Below are 19,498 nucleotides of genomic sequence, written 5' to 3' on the forward strand. Positions count from 1 at the left end.
TAACCAACAATATGAAACAGGTGATACACCGCAGATTAAGCAATTCTATTCTTCATTTAGGCTTAATTGTATTATTAGCGTTTACTACATCGATTTCGGCTCAAGACGGAGATCCAGCAAAAGGAAAATCTTTATTTAATGCCAATTGTGCGGCTTGTCACCAATTAGATAAAAAGATGACGGGGCCTGCATTACGTAATGTTGAAACGCGTTTAGCAGAGGAAGAAGGTCTAGATAGAGAATGGTTATATGCTTGGATTCGTAACAGTGCTGGACTTATTAAATCTGGCGATGCTTATGCAAACAAGATTTATAATGAATATGGTGGTGCTGCAATGACAGCTTTCCCTCAATTATCCGATGAGGATTTAAACAATATTTTAGCATATACAGCAGAAGAAAAGAAAGCGCCTGCAGCTGCTGCAGCTCCGGTTGCTGGTGAAACTGCAACTGCAAATTCAGGCGGTATCTCAAATGAAATTATTCTTGGAGCTCTTGCAATTTTATTTGTATTATTAGCTTTAGGGCTGTATCTAGTAAATAAAACACTGCGACGTTTTGCGCAAGTTCAAAATATTGAAATTCCTCAAACGACAAGAACTCCATTGTGGAAAGCGTTTGTACAAAACCAATTTTTAATGATTGTTGTTGCTATATTCTTCTTGTTGTCTAGTGCTTATTTTGTGTATGGGTATTTGTCTCAAATAGGCGTGGATCAAGGATATGAGCCAGTACAGCCAATTCATTATTCCCACAGAATCCATGCAGGTGAAAATGGTATAGATTGTAAATACTGTCACTCTTCAGCTAGAGTAAGTAAGCATTCTGGAATACCTTCGCTAAATGTGTGTATGAACTGTCATAAATCTATATACCAAGTTGCTGAAGAGACACAGCAAGAAGGTTTGCGTGAGTATGGTGTTGATTATAATGCCGAAATAAAAAAACTGTATGCTGCTGTAGGATGGGATGATGAAAACCAGAAGTATACAGGAGAAACTAAACCTGTAAAATGGATTAGAATTCATAATTTACCAGATTTTGCATATTTTAACCACTCACAACACGTAACTGTTGCTGGTGTAGAATGTCAAACATGTCATGGGCCTGTTGAAGAGATGGAAGTCATGTACCAACATTCACCATTAACCATGGGATGGTGTATCAACTGTCATAGAGAAACAAACGTAGCTGTGAAAGACAACGCCTACTACGAGAAAATTCACGAAGAATTGTCTAAGAAATATGGTGTAGATAATTTAACCGCTGCTCAAATGGGTGGTTTAGAGTGTGGTAAGTGTCATTATTAACAAAAAAAACAGTTTTAGTTTAGAAGTAATTCGAATAACTAATAACTAACAACTAATAACTAGTAAACAATATGTCATCAAACAAGAAATACTGGAAAAGTGTTGAAGAGCTAAACGAAAATAGCTCTATTGTTGAGACGCTAAAACAAAACGAATTTGTAGAGGAAATTCCTACCGATGAATTTTTAGGAGATAAAGATACATTAGAGGCTACATCTACATCACGTCGTGATTTCTTAAAGTATGTTGGTTTTACAACGGCTGCTGCTTCTTTAGCAGCGTGTGAAGGCCCTGTTAAAAAATCAATTCCATACGTAGTGCAGCCAACAGAAATTATTCCTGGGGTAGCCAACTATTACGCAACTACTATTGCTGATGGTTTTGATTTTGCAAGTGTTTTAGTTAAAACTCGCGAAGGGCGCCCTATTAAAATAGAAAATAATACTATGGCGGCTACCAATGGTAGTGCAAACGCTAGAGTACACGCTTCTGTTTTAGGGTTATATGATAGTTTAAGGGTTACAGGACCTAAAAAAGACGGTGAGGCTATTTCTTGGAGTGACTTTGATGCTGAAACTTCAAAAGCATTAACCGACGTGGCTGCTGCAAATAAAACTATTGTGTTACTAACACAAACCTATGCGAGCCCATCTACAAATAAATTAGTTGCCGAATTTTCTGAAAAATATGGTAATGTTAGACATGTGCAATATGACGCTGTTTCAGAATCTACTGCACTTGATGCGTTTCAGGCAAAATATGGAGAGAGAGGTTTAGCGAATTATGATTTTTCTAAAGCGATGACTATTGTGTCTGTCGGTGCAGACTTTCTTGGGGATTGGCAAGGTGGTGGATTCGATTCTGGATACTCTAAAAACCGAATTCCAGATCATGGCAAAATGTCACGCCATATTCAGTTCGAATCTAATATGAGCCTTTCTGGTGCTAATGCCGATAAGCGAGTGCCATTAACACCAACACAACAAAAACAAGCTTTAGCAAAACTTTACAGCTTAATTGTTGGAGGATCCGTTTCAACTGATTTGCCAGAGCACATTAATAATGCTGTAGCAAAAGCTGCTTCAGAATTAAAAAGAGCGGGAAGCAAAGGTGTAGTAGTTACAGGAATTAAAGATATAAATGCACAAACTGTAGTTTTAGAAATCAATGAGGCCTTATCTAGTAAGGCGTTCAATCCTAAAACACCTATAAAAACAAGGCAAGGTAGTGACAAGGCAGTAATGCAATTAATTGCCGATATGAAAGCGGGTAATGTAGGAGCTATTATTATGAGCGGTGTTAACCCACTTTATACATTGCCTAATGCTGCAGATTTCCTTGAAGGATTAAAGAAAACAAAACTTTCTGTTGCTTTTTCAATGAAAGAAGATGAAACATCAACAGAATGTCAATATATTGCTGCAGCGCCTCATTATTTAGAATCTTGGGGCGATGTGGAACTTAAAAAAGGACATTATGGTTTAACACAACCAACTATACGCCCTTTATTTGATACAAGACAATTTCAAGAAGCCCTTTTAAAATGGACTGGAAATGATAGTTCTTATCACGATTACATTAAAACAATCTGGGGTACTAATATTTTAGGAGGAAGTTCTTTTAATAAAGCACTACATGACGGTGTTTACGTTGGAACATTAGCCGATGAAGTTGAGGTAGAAAAAGTGAGTGAGGAAAATGTTGAAGCGCCTTCTGGAAATGCAGCAAGAGCATTAGCTGCTTCTGTAAAGTCAAACGGGCTTGAACTAACATTATATACCAAAGTGGGTATGGGCGACGGGCAACAGGCCAATAACCCATGGTTACAAGAATTCCCAGATCCTATTACTAGAACATCATGGGATAACTACTTAACAGTTTCAAAAGCAGATGCTGAAGCTTTAGGCTTAACCAACGAAAATGTAGCAAATGGTGCACTAAATAGTAATTTTGCAAAAATTACTGTAAATGGAGTGTCTGTTACTGCTCCTGTAATCATTCAGCCTGGTCAAGCAAAAGGTTCTTTGGGTCTTGCTTTAGGTTACGGTAAAACGCTTGGTTTAAAAGAAGAAATGCAAACAGGTGTAAATGCATACCCTTTATACCAAAACTTTAATACAGTACAAGATGTAACTATAGAAGCTGTTGCAGGCATACACGAATTTGCATGTGTACAGTTGCATAACACATTAATGGGACGTGGCGATATTGTTAAGGAAACTACCTTAGAAATCTTCAACACAAAAGACAAAGAATACTGGAACGCAATTCCTAAAGTATCTTTAAACCACGTTGAGACTCCAGTAACATCTCCTGAAGTTGATTTATGGGATGAGTTTGATCGTTCAATAGGGCATCATTTTAACTTATCTATAGATCTAAATGCTTGTACAGGTTGTGGAGCATGTGTAATTGCATGTCATTCTGAAAATAATGTGCCTGTGGTTGGAAAAACCGAGGTACGTCGTAGTCGCGATATGCATTGGTTACGAATAGACAGGTATTATTCTTCAGATGAAACATTTGAAGCTGATGATACTAAGAAAGAGGAGTTTTCTGGTTTATGGGGTGATAAAGGTTCATTAGGTGGATTTGGAGAAATGGAAGATCCATCTGAAAATCCTCAAGTAGCATTCCAGCCAGTAATGTGCCAGCATTGTAATCATGCACCATGTGAAACAGTTTGTCCAGTGGCAGCAACATCACACAGTCGCCAAGGCCAAAATCACATGGCATATAACCGATGTGTTGGTACAAGATATTGTGCAAATAACTGTCCTTATAAAGTACGTCGTTTTAACTGGTTCTTATATAGCGAAAATGATGAGTTTGATTATCATATGAACGATGATTTAGGACGTATGGTATTAAACCCAGATGTTACCGTAAGATCTCGTGGAGTGATGGAAAAATGTTCGATGTGTATTCAAAAAACACAAAAAACAATTTTGGATGCAAAGCGTGATGGTCGTGAAATTAAAGACGGAGAGTTTCAAACAGCGTGTTCTGCTGCATGTAGCAACGGCGCAATGGTATTTGGAGACATTAACGATAAGGAAAGTAAAGTTGCAAAACTTAAAAAAGATAACCGTATGTATCACTTGTTAGAGCACGTAGGCACAAAACCAAACGTGATGTATCAAACAAAAGTGAGAAATACAACTGAAGCATAAATCTAATTAAAGAATCAATTATATAATTATGGCGTCTCATTACGAAGCACCTATTAGAAGACCTTTAGTTACAGGTGAAAAATCATACCACGATGTTACTGTGGATGTTGCAAAACCTGTTGAAGGAAAAGCCAATAAGCAGTGGTGGATAGTTTTTGGTATATCACTAGCAGCTTTTCTTTGGGGAATTGGATGTATTATTTATACCATATCAACAGGTGTCGGTACTTGGGGTTTGAATAAAACCGTAGGTTGGGCTTGGGATATTACAAATTTTGTTTGGTGGGTAGGTATTGGTCATGCAGGAACACTAATTTCTGCGGTACTATTATTATTCCGTCAGAAATGGAGAATGGCGATTAACCGTTCTGCTGAAGCAATGACGATTTTTTCGGTCGTTCAAGCAGGGTTATTCCCTATCATCCACATGGGTCGTCCTTGGCTAGCGTATTGGGTATTACCTATTCCAAATCAATTTGGATCCTTATGGGTAAACTTTAACTCGCCATTACTATGGGACGTATTTGCAATTTCAACATATTTATCTGTATCGTTAGTGTTCTGGTGGACAGGTTTATTACCAGATTTTGCAATGTTAAGAGATAGAGCAATTAAACCGTTTCAAAAGAAAATATATGCATTATTAAGTTTTGGATGGTCTGGACGTGCTAAAGATTGGCAGCGATTTGAAGAAGTATCTTTAGTGCTCGCAGGTTTAGCAACACCACTTGTACTTTCTGTACACACCATTGTATCGTTCGATTTCGCAACATCGGTAATTCCTGGGTGGCATACCACGATATTCCCGCCATACTTCGTTGCGGGTGCGGTATTCTCAGGATTTGCTATGGTAAACACACTTCTCATTATAATGAGAAAAGTGTGTAATCTAGAAGACTACATTACAATACAGCACATCGAGCTAATGAATATTGTAATTATGATTACAGGTTCCATAGTAGGTGTAGCTTACATTACAGAACTGTTCATTGCGTGGTATTCGGGTGTTGAATACGAGCAGTACGCATTCTTAAACAGAGCAACAGGCCCTTATGCTTGGGCGTATTGGATGATGATGTCTTGTAATGTGTTCTCTCCACAATTTATGTGGTTTAAGAAATTAAGAACAAGTATTATGTTCTCTTTCTTTATCTCTATCGTAGTGAACGTAGGGATGTGGTTTGAGCGTTTTGTAATTATTGTAACATCATTACATAGAGATTACTTACCATCTTCATGGACAATGTTCTCACCAACTTATGTAGATATAGGAATATTTATTGGTACCATAGGATTCTTCTTTGTATTGTTCTTATTATACTCTAGAACATTCCCTGTAATAGCTCAGGCAGAGGTAAAAACAATTTTAAAATCATCAGGCGAAAAATATAAAAACTTAAGAGAATCTGGTAAAAGTTTAGTAGGTACAGGCGCAGACGAAAGAACATCTGGTAAGGTAGCTCATGTAATTGCTACAGAACCAGAACCAGTAGTAATTAAGGGAGACAAATCTGAAATGACTAATTCCTTGCTTGAAAGTATAGGCACCTTTGATCCATCTACCCAAACAGCAGATGACCTCAAGAAAATAAGTGGTGTTGGACCAAAAATGGAAGAGGTATTAAACAGTATTGGTATTTATACCTTCCTGCAGGTAAGTAAAATGACCAAAAAAGAATACGACTTGCTAGATAGTATTACGGGCTCCTTCCCAGGAAGAGCTGAACGTGATGATTGGTCTGGACAAGCTAAAAAATTAATAAACTAAACATAGTCAATGGAAGCTTCAAAAGTTATTCACGCTATCTATACTGATGATGATGTATTAATGTCTGCCGTTAAAAAAGTAAAGGCAGAAAGACATCACATTGAAGAAATATACACTCCTTTTCCAGTACATGGATTAGATAAAGCTATGGGTCTAGCGCCTACTCGTATAGCCATTACGGCATTTTTATATGGCCTAGTAGGTTTAACAGTAGCAATTGTAATGATGAATTTTATTATGATTGAAGATTGGCCCCAAGACATTGGCGGTAAACCAAGCTTTAGCTATTTAGAAAATATGCCAGCATTTGTACCTATAATGTTTGAGCTTACTGTGTTTTTTGCTGCACACTTAATGGTAATTACATTTTATTTGCGTAGTAGAATGTGGCCATTTAAAAAAGCTGAAAACCCTGACCCTAGAACAACTGACGACCATTTTTTAATGGAAGTAACAGTTCATGGTAACGAAAATGAGTTACAGCGCCTACTTGCAGAAACTGGAGCAGTAGAAATTAATTTAGTTGATAAAGCCCATTAATAACAGTATGAAAAGCTTAGTTAAAATAGCACTAGTAGCAATTGTATTTGTAGCAGTATCTTGTAGAAAAGATACAGCACCAAATTATCAGTTCATGCCAAATATGTACGAATCTGTTGGATATGAAACCTACGGTGAAAATGAAATGTTTGAAAACGGTATGCAAGCCAGAACTCCTGCAAGCGGAAGTATACCAAGAGGTTTTGTCCCGTTTGATATAGAAAACTCAACAGAAGGTTACGAATTAGCTAAATCAACTTTAAAAAGTCCGTTAGATTCTACTCAAATAGATTTAGAAAGAGGTAAGGAACTATATGATATTTACTGTGGTATATGCCACGGTAATAAAGGTAAAGGACAAGGTAAGCTAGTACAACGAGAAAAAATATTAGGTATTCCAAGTTATGATGATGCAGGAAGGGCAATCAACGAAGGTAGCATTTACCATACTATTTATTATGGAAAGAATGCTATGGGGAGTTATGCAAACCAATTAAACGAAGAAGAACGCTGGCAGGTGGTGTCTTACGTATTAAAGTTAAAAGCAGATTTAGAAAAGTAAGAAGATAAGATTATATAGATATGTATACATTTTCAAATAAATTAAAGACATTTTCTATCGCTCTAATAGTTTTAGGAGTATTAGGTGTAGGATATGGTTTTATGACATCTCATAAATCTTTAGAAGACGTAAAAGAAATGCTTGCTGAGGAAGCTTCGCATCATGGAGGTGAACACGAAACTACCACTAAAGCACATGTTGTGGCAGGAGTAGAGGATCATTCAAACAATGCACACGAAGAAAACGCTCATGGTGCTTTAGCTGATGTAGATCATCATGGCGATGAGCATGCTGAACATGTAATGCACCAAATACACAACAGACCTTGGGCTGCCTTATACGTTGCTGCATTTTTCTTTATGATGATTGCACTTGGCGTGTTAGCATTCTACGCAATACAAATTGCATCTCAAGCGGGTTGGTCTCCAGTACTTTTTAGAGTAATGGAAGGTATTACAGCCTACTTGCTACCTGGTGCTGTAATTGTATTATTAATAGCAATTGCATCAGGCACTATAGGCCATTATAATTTATTTATTTGGATGGATCCAGAAGTGGTGGCACACGATAAGTTAATACAAGGTAAATCTGGTTGGTTGAGTCTTACTTGGTTTTCAGTTAGAGGTATTATATTTATTTTAGGGTGGTGGTTATATCGTCATTTTTCACGTAAATTTTCAATAGCTCAAGACACCGCTGAAGATAAAAGTAACTTTAAGAAATCATTCCGTATTTCTGCGGCATTCTTAGTGTTTTTCATATACACAGAGTCTATTATGTCTTGGGATTGGATAATGAGTGTAGATCCTCATTGGTTCTCTACCTTATTTGGTTGGTATGTGTTTGCAAGTATGTTTGTAAGCGGTATTACAGTTATAGCATTAATTTCAATATATTTAAAATCTCGAGGATATTTAGAATTTGTAAATGAAAACCACCTGCACGACGTTGCTAAGTTTATGTTTGCCATGAGTATCTTCTGGACATACCTATGGTTCTCTCAATTCATGCTTATATGGTATTCTAATATTCCAGAAGAGGTAACGTATTTTGTAACACGTTTTGAAGATTATAAATTACCATTTTTAGGTATGGTAGTTTTAAATTTTGTGTTCCCTATCTTAATGTTAATGAATGCAGATTATAAACGTATACCTTGGTTTGTGGTAATGACTGGTTTAGTGATTTTATTCGGTCACTACATTGATATTTTTAATATGATTATGCCTGCAACCGTTGGAGATAGATGGTTTATTGGTATTCCAGAAATTAGCTCAATATTATTATTTGCTGGCTTATTTATTTTTATAGTATTTACGGCGTTAACAAAAGCACCTTTGTTGGTGAAAGGCTATCCTTTTAGAAAGGAAAGTGAAGAATTTCATTATTAATTAAGATTTAAATAAAGACGACTGATAACAATGACTGCTTTATTAACAATTATAGTTTTAGTATTTATTCTAATAGCCATTTGGCAAATGGTTAAAATTTTCGATTTGGCACAAGCTAAAAACGAAACGGATGCTTCGGGAGTAGCCACTGATAAAGATAATACCGTAAATGGTTATCTCATGATGGGGTTTTTAATATTCATTTATGCAATTACCATTATATCTATTGTTAAATGGGGAGATTTACCTTTAATTTCCAATTCGGCTTCAGAGCATGGTCCAACAATTGATAATTTAATGATTGTAACCTTAATTGTTATCTTTTTCGTGCAAACGGTTACACAATTTCTATTGCATTATTATGCTTTTAAATACAAAGGCGAAAAAGGGAAAAAAGCTTTGTTTTTTGCCGATAATAATAAATTAGAGTTTATCTGGACAATTATCCCTGTTATTGTTTTAGCAGGATTAGTAATATGGGGGCTAAACACCTGGATTAATATTATGGGTGTAGACGAAAGTGAAGACCCTTTGGTAGTAGAACTATATGCACAACAATTTAACTGGAAAGCTCGCTACGGAGGAGCCGATAATACTCTAGGTAAAGCTAACGTACGTTTAATAGATATAGATCGTGCAAATATTTTAGGTTTAGATGAATCTGACCCTAATGCTCAAGATGATATTATTACAACAGAATTACATTTGCCTGTAGGACGACCAGTTTTATTTAAAATGCGTTCTCAAGACGTATTACATTCTGCATATATGCCGCATTTTAGAGCACAAATGAACTGTGTTCCTGGGATGATTACCCAATTTGGATTTACGCCTACAGTTACAACTGCTGAAATGAGACAAAGAACTGAAATACAAGATAAGGTTAAAAATATTAACGAGATTAGAGTAGAAAAAAGTAAAAAATTGATAGATGAGGGAGGTGATGCCTTAGAACCTTATGAATTTGATTACCTTTTACTTTGTAATAAAATTTGTGGTACATCCCACTACAACATGCAAATGAAGATTGTAGTAGAAACAGAAGAAGAATATAATGCTTGGATCGCAGAACAAAAAGAATTCAAGAACTCTCTAATTAATTAATACAAAAAAGAAAAACGATAATAGATTATGTCAGCACACGCAGATACTCACGCTCACGACGACCACGGACATCATCATAAAGAAACGTTTATAACTAAATATATATTTAGTCAAGACCATAAAATGATTGCCAAACAGTATCTTATAACAGGTACTATTATGGGAGTTATAGGAATATTAATGTCTTTAATATTCCGCATCCAACTCGCATGGCCAGAAGAGCCAAATGTGATTTTTCAAGCTTTGTTAGGTAAATGGGCACCAGAAGGTGTTATGGATGCAGATATTTACTTAGCCCTTGTAACCATTCATGGTACTATAATGGTATTTTTTGTACTTACAGCTGGTTTAAGTGGAACATTTAGCAACCTTCTTATTCCGCTTCAAATTGGTGCTCGCGATATGGCATCAGGGTTTTTAAATATGGTATCGTATTGGTTGTTTTTCTTATCAAGCGTTATCATGGTAATCTCTCTATTTGTTGAAGCAGGACCAGCAGCAGCAGGATGGACAATTTATCCTCCTCTAAGTGCTTTACCAATGGCTCAAGGTGGTTCTGGAACAGGTATGACTTTATGGTTGGTATCTATGGCTATTTTCATAGCATCATCATTGTTAGGATCTTTAAATTATATTGTTACAGTAATTAACCTTAGAACAAAAGGTATGTCTATGACTAGACTGCCGTTAACAATATGGGCGTTTTTTATAACTGCTGTTATTGGTGTTATTTCCTTCCCAGTATTATTATCTGCAGCTTTATTGTTAATAATGGATAGAAGCTTTGGTACATCATTCTTTTTGTCTGATATATTCATACAAGGCGAAGTTTTACATTACCAAGGAGGATCTCCTGTATTATTCGAACACTTGTTTTGGTTTTTAGGTCACCCAGAAGTTTATATCATTATACTTCCAGCAATGGGAATTGTATCTGAAATACTAGCAGCTAATTCTAGAAAACCTATTTTTGGCTACCGTGCTATGATTGCTTCAATTTTGGCTATAGCATTTTTATCAACTATAGTTTGGGGACACCATATGTTCGTATCTGGTATGAATCCATTTTTAGGTTCGGTATTTACTTTCACAACATTACTTATTGCAATACCATCAGCAGTAAAAGCATTTAACTGGATAACTACCATATGGAAGGGTAACCTGCAAATGAATCCAGCAATGTTATTCTCTATTGGTTTTGTTTCAACATTTATCACAGGAGGGTTAACAGGGATTATTTTAGGAGATTCAGCTTTAGATATTAATGTTCACGATACCTATTTTGTGGTAGCTCACTTTCATTTAGTTATGGGTATATCTGCACTATATGGAATGTTTGCAGGTATCTATCATTGGTATCCTAAGATGTTTGGAAGAATGATTAATAAAAACCTGGGCTACTTACATTTTTGGGTAACAGCGGTTTGTGCCTATGGCGTATTCTTTCCTATGCATTTTATAGGAATGGCAGGTTTACCTAGACGTTATTATACAAATACTAATTTCCCTCTATTCGATGATATAGCTAATGTAAATGTAATTATTACCATATTTGCATTAATAGGAGGTGCGTTTCAGTTGGTGTATTTATACAATTTCTTTGGAAGCATATTCTTTGGAAAAAAAGCTACCCAAAACCCTTGGAAATCTACAACTTTAGAATGGACTACACCAGTAAAACATATTCATGGTAACTGGCCGGGAGAAATTCCTCATGTACACCGTTGGGCTTATGATTATAGCAAGCCAGGACATGATGTAGATTTTGTGCCTCAAAATGTACCTCTAAAAGAAGGAGAGGAAGAATTACAGCATTAATTTTTAATAATATATATCTTACGTTAAAAACCCGTCCTATTGGACGGGTTTTTCTGTTTAAAGACCTTTTTTTTCGGTGAAAAGTAAAATTTTTACAAAAAAACCGATGAAATACAAAAAAATCAGTTAAATTGCAGTCGGAAAAATATTAAGTCACGTTTTTAATAAAAGAAATAGTGCTTACCCTTTCCTATTGCTATTAAGTATGATTTTTAACCATTCAAAAAATGAAAAACAAAACTACCTCAAGGAGCTCGTACTTAAGTACTTCCTTTAGTTTATTGTTTTTGTTACTGTCGCTTACAGCGATAGCGCAATGTCCAACAATAAGCAATTCAAACCCTCCTCCAATTTGTGATGCTTCAGGCTACACTTTTAATGATTTAAATGCATTTGCTACCGATAATGGTAATGGTATTGTGTGGTACAACGCCCCTTCAGGCGGAGTGCCATTCAATAGTAACGAACTTGTAGTAGAAGGCACATATTATGCAGATGATAGCTCAGGTACATGTGGAGTTAGGCCGTCTGTTACAATAGATATCCAAGTTGATCCTTCAGGAGAAAACTTAGATCGTATTTATTGTAGTAACGAGAGCGCTACAATTCAAACCTATATTGATGATGTGCTCCAGGGAAGCATTCCTTCTGGTGGTTCAGTTGAAATATACAATGATTTCGATTTAACCAATCAGGCAAATCCAATCGATACGATTCCTATTGGTGCATCAAATTATTATATTGTTTTTGTAGATAATGGAGGCTGTAAAAGTCAAATTGAGATTGGTCAAGTAGGAGTGTTTACTGCTCCAACCGACCCAACCCCCGCAACACCGCAAGAGTTTTGTTCAGATAGCAATCCTGTTGTTGGAAATTTAGATCCAGGAACAGCAGTAACCAATTTTGCATGGTATAGTAATGTGGATGGATCTGGAAATCCAATCCCACCAGCTTTATCACCTACTACACCCTTAGTAGATGGTAATACGTATTATGTACAAATAGATGATATTTTTTGTGTAAGTAATGCTGTTGCTGTATCGGTGAGTATTGATACGCCTACTGAAGCTGGAAATTCAGCTAATTTAGAATTCTGCGATGATAGTTTACCTGCCGCAGATTTTGATTTATTTAATGAATTAGGCGGGACTCCAGATAATACAGGAACATGGACAGGTCCACTAGCAACATCAAATGGCTTTAGAGGCACCGTTAATATTTCAACATTAACAACAGCAGGAACATATACATTTACATATACGATTCCTAGCACAGGTGTTTGTCCTGATGCTGTTGCTACTGTGTCTATTGAGGTTTATGAAACCCTTACTTCTGGTGTTCCTTCTGCTATAAATCCAGCATCTTTCTGTGAGTCTGGTCTCCCTACTAGCTTTGATTTATCGTCTTTATTGAATAATGAAGACCCTAACGGACAATGGACTCAAGGTACTCTAAGTACAGATCCTGTAATTACCTCTCCAGTAGACTTTACAGGGTTTACACCAGGAACATATAATTTCACTTATACTCAAAATTTATTACCTAATCCTTGTCCAGAGGAATCAACTACAGTACAAGTTATCATACTAGCTGATCCAAATGCAGGAGTTGCAGTAAACCAAACCTTTTGTGAAAATGATTTGGCTGCGAATTCACCATTTAATTTATTTGATGCTTTAGATGGTTCACAGGATAATAACTTAGGAACTTGGACCGATACAAGTAATACTACTATTTCGAATTCTTTAGATATTACTAGTTTTACTGTTGCTGGAAGCCCTTACCTTTTTACCTATACAATTGATAATGGTACATGCTCAGATTCTGAACAAATTTCAATCACTATTGAAGACGCACCAGAATCGGGAACAGCCAACGCACCAGTAGAATTTTGTGAGGGTACAGCACCTACAGGTTATAACTTATTTGATTTGTTAGAAGGTGAAGATCAAACAGGAACATGGTTTGTTGGAACAGACAATTTAGGAGCAACAGCAACGAATCCCATCGATTTATCAGGATTCACGGCAGGAACTTATGATTTTACATTTGATGTAGATGCTATCGGAAGTTGTGATGATCCATTAGTAACAATTCAAGTCATCATTAATTCGTTGCCAAATACGGGTACGCCATCATCGGCTACATTTTGTGAGAATGATTTAGCGGCAAATTCGCCACTAGATTTATTCGAACAGTTATCAGGAGAAGATACAGGCGGAAGTTGGAGTGATGATAATACTTCAGGCGCTTTAATGGGTAGTGATGTAGATTTAACATTGCTTACCATTGGAAGTTATAATTTTACGTATACAATTACGGACGCAAATAACTGTTCAAATAGTTCAACAGTAACTATTACCGTAGAAGATGCGCCAGAATCAGGAACGGTAAATACGCCAGTAGAATATTGTGAAGGTTCAGCACCAGCAAGTTATAATTTATTCGATTTGTTAGATGGCGAAGACCAAACAGGAACATGGTTTGTTGGAACAGACAATTTAGGGGCAACCGCAACCAACCCAATCGATTTATCAGGATTCACCGCCGGAACCTATGATTTTACATTTGACGTAGATGCTATTGGCAGTTGTGATGACCCATTAGTAACAGTTCAAGTCATCATTAATCCGTTGCCAAATACGGGTACGCCATCATCAGCTACGTTTTGTGAAAATGATTTAGCGGCAAATTCGCCACTAGATTTATTCGGACAATTATCAGGAGAAGATACAGGCGGAAGTTGGAGTGATGATAATACTTCAGGCGCTTTAACTGGTAGTGATGTAGATTTAACAGCGCTTACCATTGGAAGTTATAATTTTACGTATACAATCACAGATGCAAATAATTGTACCAATAGTTCAACCGTAACTGTTACTGTAGAAGATGCGCCAGAATCAGGAACAGTAAATACGCCAATTGAGTTTTGTATAGCTGAAATCACTGCTGCGCAAACCTATAATTTATTTAATTTATTAGAAGGCGAAGATCAAGCAGGAACTTGGAGCGATGATAATGCTTCAGGAGCTTTGTCTGGAAACACTTTAACTATTGATGGACTTGCCGCTGGAACCTATAATTTTACATACGATGTTGATGCCATAGGAAGTTGTGATGATGTTAATGTTACTGTAAGTGTTGTAATTAATGACACACCAGCACCAACAGCTTCTGCTTCACAAGAATTTTGTGATAGTGCGACAGTAGCCGATTTAGTAGCAACAGGAACAACAATTCAATGGTATGATGCTGCAACTGGTGGTTCTCCTTTAGATGCAACCACTGCCTTAGTAGATGGAGAAGACTATTACGCTACCCAAACAGATGGTACAATAAATTGTGAGTCTTCAATTAGAACTCTAGTAGATGTTACCATTTATCAATCTCCAGATGCAGGAAATGCTAACACTTCAGCAATTATAGCGTGTAATGATAATAACAATATTGATTTATTCGATGGATTAGATGGTACAGAAGATACAGGAGGTTCATGGAATGATGACGATGCTACAGGCGCATTAACAGGAAATAGCCTTGATGCTACAGGACTAGCTGCTGGAACATACGATTTTACATATACAGTAACAGGTGCAGCGCCTTGTGTGGATGATAGTACAACAATAACTGTAACTATTGAAGCACCTCAGAGTGCTGGAGCAGATACAACTCTAGATATTTGTAGTACAGACGCTGTAACAGATTTATTTACACTTTTAGGAGCTGCTGATATAGGCGGTGCCTGGTCACCAGCTTTAACTAGCGGAACGGGTGATTTTGATCCAGCTGCTGATGCATCAGGAACATACACATATACAATAACTAATGCTTGTGGTACAGTAAGTAGCGAAGTGGTGGTTACAGTTATAGAAGCACCAAATGCTGGAGCAAATGCGACACTAGCAGCATGTGCTGGAGATGCAACAACTGATTTGTTTACACTTTTAGGAACTGACGCACAAACTGGAGGAACTTGGTCTCCTGCTTTAGCTAGCGGTACTGGAGTTTTTGACCCAGCTGTAGATAACGCAGGAACATACATTTATACAGTTGTGGCCGTTGCACCATGTGCACCTGATGCAACAGCAGAAGTAACAGTAACCATTGATGATAGCTTGCCAGTGGTAGTTTTAGATCCTAACCCCACATTTTGTTTAGCAGATAGCCCTACTGTAACTGATTTAAACAATAGTATAAGATTTACAGGGACGGTTAATTGGTATGAAGATGCTGCTTTAACCTTACCACTATCAGGAACAGAAACGTTAGTTGACGGTGAAGATTATTACGCAACTCAAACCAATAGTACGGGTTGTGAATCTTCGGTAGCTGTTCAAATTGATGCAACAGTAAATGATGCGCCAACGCCAACACTTGCTGACGCTGGTGAAGATTACTGTATTAATGATGGTCCAACGCTAAGGACATTATCTGATAATATTGTAGAGTACAACTCAGCATTGAATAATATAGTATGGTATGATGTCCCGACAGGAGGAACAGTAATTCCTGAGGATGCTGCATTAGGAAACAACAGTACTTACTACGCGGCATTAATCGATCAAACTACAGGTTGTGAAAGCTCAGTACGGTTAGCGGTAACTCCAGATATTACGGCCTGTGGTAAGATAAGTTTACCCGATGGCTTTTCACCAAACGGAGATGGTACTAATGATACTTATGATATTGACAATCTAGATATTTTATATCCAAACTTCGAACTTGAGATTTTCAATAGAAACGGAAATTTAGTGTACAAGGGTAATGCAAGCACACCACGATTTGATGGCACATCAAACCAAGGACGAGTTGTTGTAAAAGGCGATTTGCCAGTAGGTGTGTACTTCTACATCTTTAGATTTAATAACGGAGTTGATGCACCAGAACAAGGACGCTTATACTTAAGCAGATAATTTATAGATACAGCAAAATTTAAGACAATGAAAACATTAAATATATATCATAAAATAGCTGCTTTGTTAAGTCTGACGTTCCTGTCATTACAAAGTTTTGCCCAACAAGACCCACAATTCACACAGTATATGTATAATATGAGTGTAATTAACCCCGCCTATGCAACAGCAGAAGAAGGTATTTTAAATCTTGGTGGACTATACAGAACCCAATGGGTTGGATTAGAAGGTGCGCCTTCAACAGGTACCTTTTTTGCCCATACACCTATTAATGATAAAATAGAAATGGGTATCTCTTTCACAAACGATAATATTGGTGATATTGTAAATGAGAATAACATATTTGCAGATTTCGCTTATGTATTACCTGTTGGTATTGAAACAAAAATATCCTTCGGATTAAAGGCTGGTGTTAGAATGTTTGATACCAATTTTAATGGATTGCAATTACAATCTGGTGGTACAAATACTGATATAGCGTTTAACGAAAACATCAATAGAGCATTTCCAAATTTAGGAATTGGTGCTTTCTTTTTCACAGATAATTATTATTTGGGTGTTTCAGCACCTAATATGTTGTCCACTAAACATTTGGAGAATGAAAACGGTATAAAAGCCACTGGAGTAGAAAATGTGCATTATTTCTTTACAGGAGGTTATGTTTTTGATCTTAATTCAAAATTAAAACTAAAACCTGCATTTATGGCTAGATCAGTCAAGGGTGCGCCTTTAGCTTTAGATATTACTGCCAATGTATTGATTAATGAAAAGTTAGAAGCTGGTTTAGGCTATCGTTTGGGAGATGCCATGAGTGCTTTAGTGAATTTTAGAGTAACTCCAGATTTACGAATTGGATATGCCTACGATTATACAACCAACAATTTAGGCGATTTCAATTCAGGCTCTCACGAAATATTCATTTTGTTTGATGTGGATTTATTCGGTTTCAAAAACGGATATGATCGATCACCAAGATTCTTCTAACATTATAATACAAGGAAACATGAAAAAATTTATATACATATTCGCAAGCCTTTTATTAGTTAGTGGAACAGGCTTTGCTCAAAAGAAAAATTTAAAACGCGTGAATAAGCTTTTTGAAATGAGAGCTTACAAAGACGCAGCTGAAATTTACGAAACCAAAGAGCGCAATCAAGAAGTGCTTCAGAATTTGGCAGATAGTTATTATTACAATGCAAGTTTGCAAAAGGCTATTAAAACCTACAGAGAGTTATTCGTGCAATACGGAGATTCTATTGATATAGAATATCACTTTAGGTTTGCGCAAGCACTTAAAGGTGTAAAGGAGTACAAGGAAGCCGATAAGCATTTAACACGCTACTACAATAAACCAATAAATACCTTGGCCTTTATTGAAACAACCGATAAAACTACACCGCACACATTCAAATTACAACAAATTGAAAACAAAAATTCAATTAGCGATTTTGGTTTATCGTTTTATGGTGACGATAAAGTAGCATTTGCTTCTGCTAGAAATTCTGAAAACCCAGCATACTCTTGGAATAATTTACCGTATTTAGATTTGTATAGCGGTACTTTAAATAGTCAAAATATTCTTGAAAATGTTCAGCCATTTTCAGAATCTATAAATACAGAATCTCACGAAAGTAACGCTGTATTTACTAAAGATGGTAAGACTATGTATTTCAATAGAACTAATACAACTCGTAAAAAAACAGACGAAGAGCGTATTGCACATATTAAAATATACAAAGCTGAATTGGTAGATGGCGAATGGACAAATGTTACCGCATTGCCATTCACGTCAAACGCTTATAGTACAGAGCATCCTGCTTTGAGTACCGATGAGAAGACGCTATATTTTGCTAGTGATATGCCAGGGACGTACGGTAGTTTTGATATTTATAAAGTAGCTATTAATGATGATGGTACGTATGGCGAACCTGAAAATTTAGGAGAAACCATTAACACAAAACATAGAGAACAGTTTCCATTTATGAGTAAATACAATGTATTGTATTTCTCATCTATTGGACATTTAGGTTATGGCGGATTAGATGTATTTAGAAGTAATTTAGTAAATGGTGAATTTGATAAACCTGTAAATCTTGGAAGCACTATTAATAGTCCATTAGACGACTTTGCCTATGTGGTAAGAGAGAAAGACAATAAAGGTTTTGTGTCTTCCAACAAAAGTGGATACGATAGGTTATATGGTTTTGCAAGAGCACAAAATCCATTAACAATGTATCAAGTTGAAGGTGTTGTAGAAGATTTAAATAGTAAAGCACTTTTAGCAGGATCTTTAGTAACCTTATTTGATGAATCTGATACCGTAATTCAAGATACTATTGTAGGCGATGATGCGTATTACATTTTCAAAATTGAACCAAACAAAAAATATAAAGTAAGAGGAACACGTAAAGCATATATTCCTCAAGATGTAGAATTCTCAACCGATAGTAAGGGTAAAGTACAACATAATATTTACCTGAGTTTAGAATCTTTTGCAGATGCCGAAGAGCGCGTAAAAGAAAAAGAAGACGGCAATGTACAAGTAGAGTTAGATAAGATTTTCTTCGATTTTGATAAGTCTGATATTCGAGAAGATGCGGCAACTACACTTAATGTATTGGTAGATTTAATGAAAAAATACCCGTCTATGGAAGTTGAAGTATCTGCACATACCGATGCTCGCGGACCAGACCAATACAATTTAGAGCTGTCTAAACGAAGAGCAGCTTCAACATTAGAATATTTAGTAAGCCAAGGCATTGAACGTAACCGATTAAAAAGTATTGGTTACGGCGAAATGCAACCACTTAATAAGTGCGTAAAAGAAGGTATTTGTGATGACGAAGAGTACGATATTAACAGGCGTTGTGAGTTTACAATTTTAAAATAATTTTTTTCAGCCTTAATAGGAAATAAATC

General features: G+C 36.4%; 11 protein-coding genes. All 11 read left to right on the forward strand.

What is annotated here, in order from left to right; translation table 11 throughout:
- Window positions 1-11: 11 nt before the first annotated feature.
- The 11 genes from CLV33_RS14990 (at window position 12) to CLV33_RS15040 (ending at window position 19,469) form a co-directional block, all read left to right on the forward strand.
- Complete coding sequence (locus CLV33_RS14990) at window positions 12-1,310, forward strand: c-type cytochrome (protein WP_105474644.1); 1,299 nt, start codon at window positions 12-14, stop codon at window positions 1,308-1,310.
- Between the two features lie 71 nt (window positions 1,311-1,381).
- Window positions 1,382-4,483: a TAT-variant-translocated molybdopterin oxidoreductase gene (locus CLV33_RS14995; protein WP_105474597.1), complete on the forward strand. Its 3,102-nt coding sequence runs from the start codon at window positions 1,382-1,384 to the stop codon at window positions 4,481-4,483.
- Window positions 4,484-4,511: 28 nt separating this feature from the next.
- A complete protein-coding gene (nrfD, locus tag CLV33_RS15000; protein WP_081956194.1) occupies window positions 4,512-6,251 on the forward strand; it encodes an NrfD/PsrC family molybdoenzyme membrane anchor subunit in 1,740 nt (579 codons plus the stop codon).
- 9 nt (window positions 6,252-6,260) lie between these two features.
- Window positions 6,261-6,791, forward strand: a complete 531-nt coding sequence (locus CLV33_RS15005; protein WP_042241971.1) for a DUF3341 domain-containing protein — start codon at window positions 6,261-6,263, stop codon at window positions 6,789-6,791.
- A 7-nt stretch (window positions 6,792-6,798) separates the two neighbouring features.
- Window positions 6,799-7,353, forward strand: coding sequence for a c-type cytochrome (locus CLV33_RS15010; RefSeq protein WP_170064030.1), 555 nt, complete (start codon window positions 6,799-6,801; stop codon window positions 7,351-7,353).
- A 20-nt stretch (window positions 7,354-7,373) separates the two neighbouring features.
- On the forward strand, window positions 7,374-8,744 hold the full coding sequence (locus tag CLV33_RS15015) for a hypothetical protein (RefSeq protein WP_042247708.1): 1,371 nt from the start codon (window positions 7,374-7,376) through the stop codon (window positions 8,742-8,744).
- 30 nt (window positions 8,745-8,774) lie between these two features.
- Window positions 8,775-9,848 (forward strand): cytochrome c oxidase subunit II, encoded by a 1,074-nt coding sequence (locus CLV33_RS15020; RefSeq protein WP_042241965.1) that lies wholly within the window; start codon window positions 8,775-8,777, stop codon window positions 9,846-9,848.
- Between the two features lie 27 nt (window positions 9,849-9,875).
- Entirely contained in the window at window positions 9,876-11,666 is a 1,791-nt protein-coding gene (locus tag CLV33_RS15025; protein WP_105474598.1) for a cytochrome c oxidase subunit I, read from the forward strand.
- 227 nt (window positions 11,667-11,893) lie between these two features.
- Window positions 11,894-16,579 carry a gliding motility-associated C-terminal domain-containing protein gene (locus CLV33_RS15030; RefSeq protein WP_105474599.1) on the forward strand — a complete coding sequence of 1,562 codons (4,686 nt, stop codon included), beginning with the start codon at window positions 11,894-11,896 and terminating at the stop codon, window positions 16,577-16,579.
- Between the two features lie 27 nt (window positions 16,580-16,606).
- Window positions 16,607-17,563 (forward strand): PorP/SprF family type IX secretion system membrane protein, encoded by a 957-nt coding sequence (locus tag CLV33_RS15035; protein ID WP_105474600.1) that lies wholly within the window; start codon window positions 16,607-16,609, stop codon window positions 17,561-17,563.
- Between the two features lie 19 nt (window positions 17,564-17,582).
- On the forward strand, window positions 17,583-19,469 hold the full coding sequence (locus tag CLV33_RS15040) for an OmpA family protein (RefSeq protein WP_105474645.1): 1,887 nt from the start codon (window positions 17,583-17,585) through the stop codon (window positions 19,467-19,469).
- The last annotated feature ends 29 nt before the right edge of the window (window positions 19,470-19,498 follow it).

It is taken from the genome of Jejuia pallidilutea (assembly GCF_002973595.1).
Taxonomy (GTDB): domain Bacteria; phylum Bacteroidota; class Bacteroidia; order Flavobacteriales; family Flavobacteriaceae; genus Jejuia; species Jejuia pallidilutea.

What these genes read in the sequence shown, in the direction of transcription:
- CLV33_RS14990 (WP_105474644.1), top strand. Translation starts at nt 12, where the DNA reads ATGAAACAGGTGATACACCGCAGATTAAGCAATTCTATTCTTCATTTA.
- CLV33_RS14995 (WP_105474597.1), top strand. Translation starts at nt 1,382, where the DNA reads ATGTCATCAAACAAGAAATACTGGAAAAGTGTTGAAGAGCTAAACGAA.
- nrfD (WP_081956194.1), top strand. Translation starts at nt 4,512, where the DNA reads ATGGCGTCTCATTACGAAGCACCTATTAGAAGACCTTTAGTTACAGGT.
- CLV33_RS15005 (WP_042241971.1), top strand. Translation starts at nt 6,261, where the DNA reads ATGGAAGCTTCAAAAGTTATTCACGCTATCTATACTGATGATGATGTA.
- CLV33_RS15010 (WP_170064030.1), top strand. Translation starts at nt 6,799, where the DNA reads ATGAAAAGCTTAGTTAAAATAGCACTAGTAGCAATTGTATTTGTAGCA.
- CLV33_RS15015 (WP_042247708.1), top strand. Translation starts at nt 7,374, where the DNA reads ATGTATACATTTTCAAATAAATTAAAGACATTTTCTATCGCTCTAATA.
- CLV33_RS15020 (WP_042241965.1), top strand. Translation starts at nt 8,775, where the DNA reads ATGACTGCTTTATTAACAATTATAGTTTTAGTATTTATTCTAATAGCC.
- CLV33_RS15025 (WP_105474598.1), top strand. Translation starts at nt 9,876, where the DNA reads ATGTCAGCACACGCAGATACTCACGCTCACGACGACCACGGACATCAT.
- CLV33_RS15030 (WP_105474599.1), top strand. Translation starts at nt 11,894, where the DNA reads ATGAAAAACAAAACTACCTCAAGGAGCTCGTACTTAAGTACTTCCTTT.
- CLV33_RS15035 (WP_105474600.1), top strand. Translation starts at nt 16,607, where the DNA reads ATGAAAACATTAAATATATATCATAAAATAGCTGCTTTGTTAAGTCTG.
- CLV33_RS15040 (WP_105474645.1), top strand. Translation starts at nt 17,583, where the DNA reads ATGAAAAAATTTATATACATATTCGCAAGCCTTTTATTAGTTAGTGGA.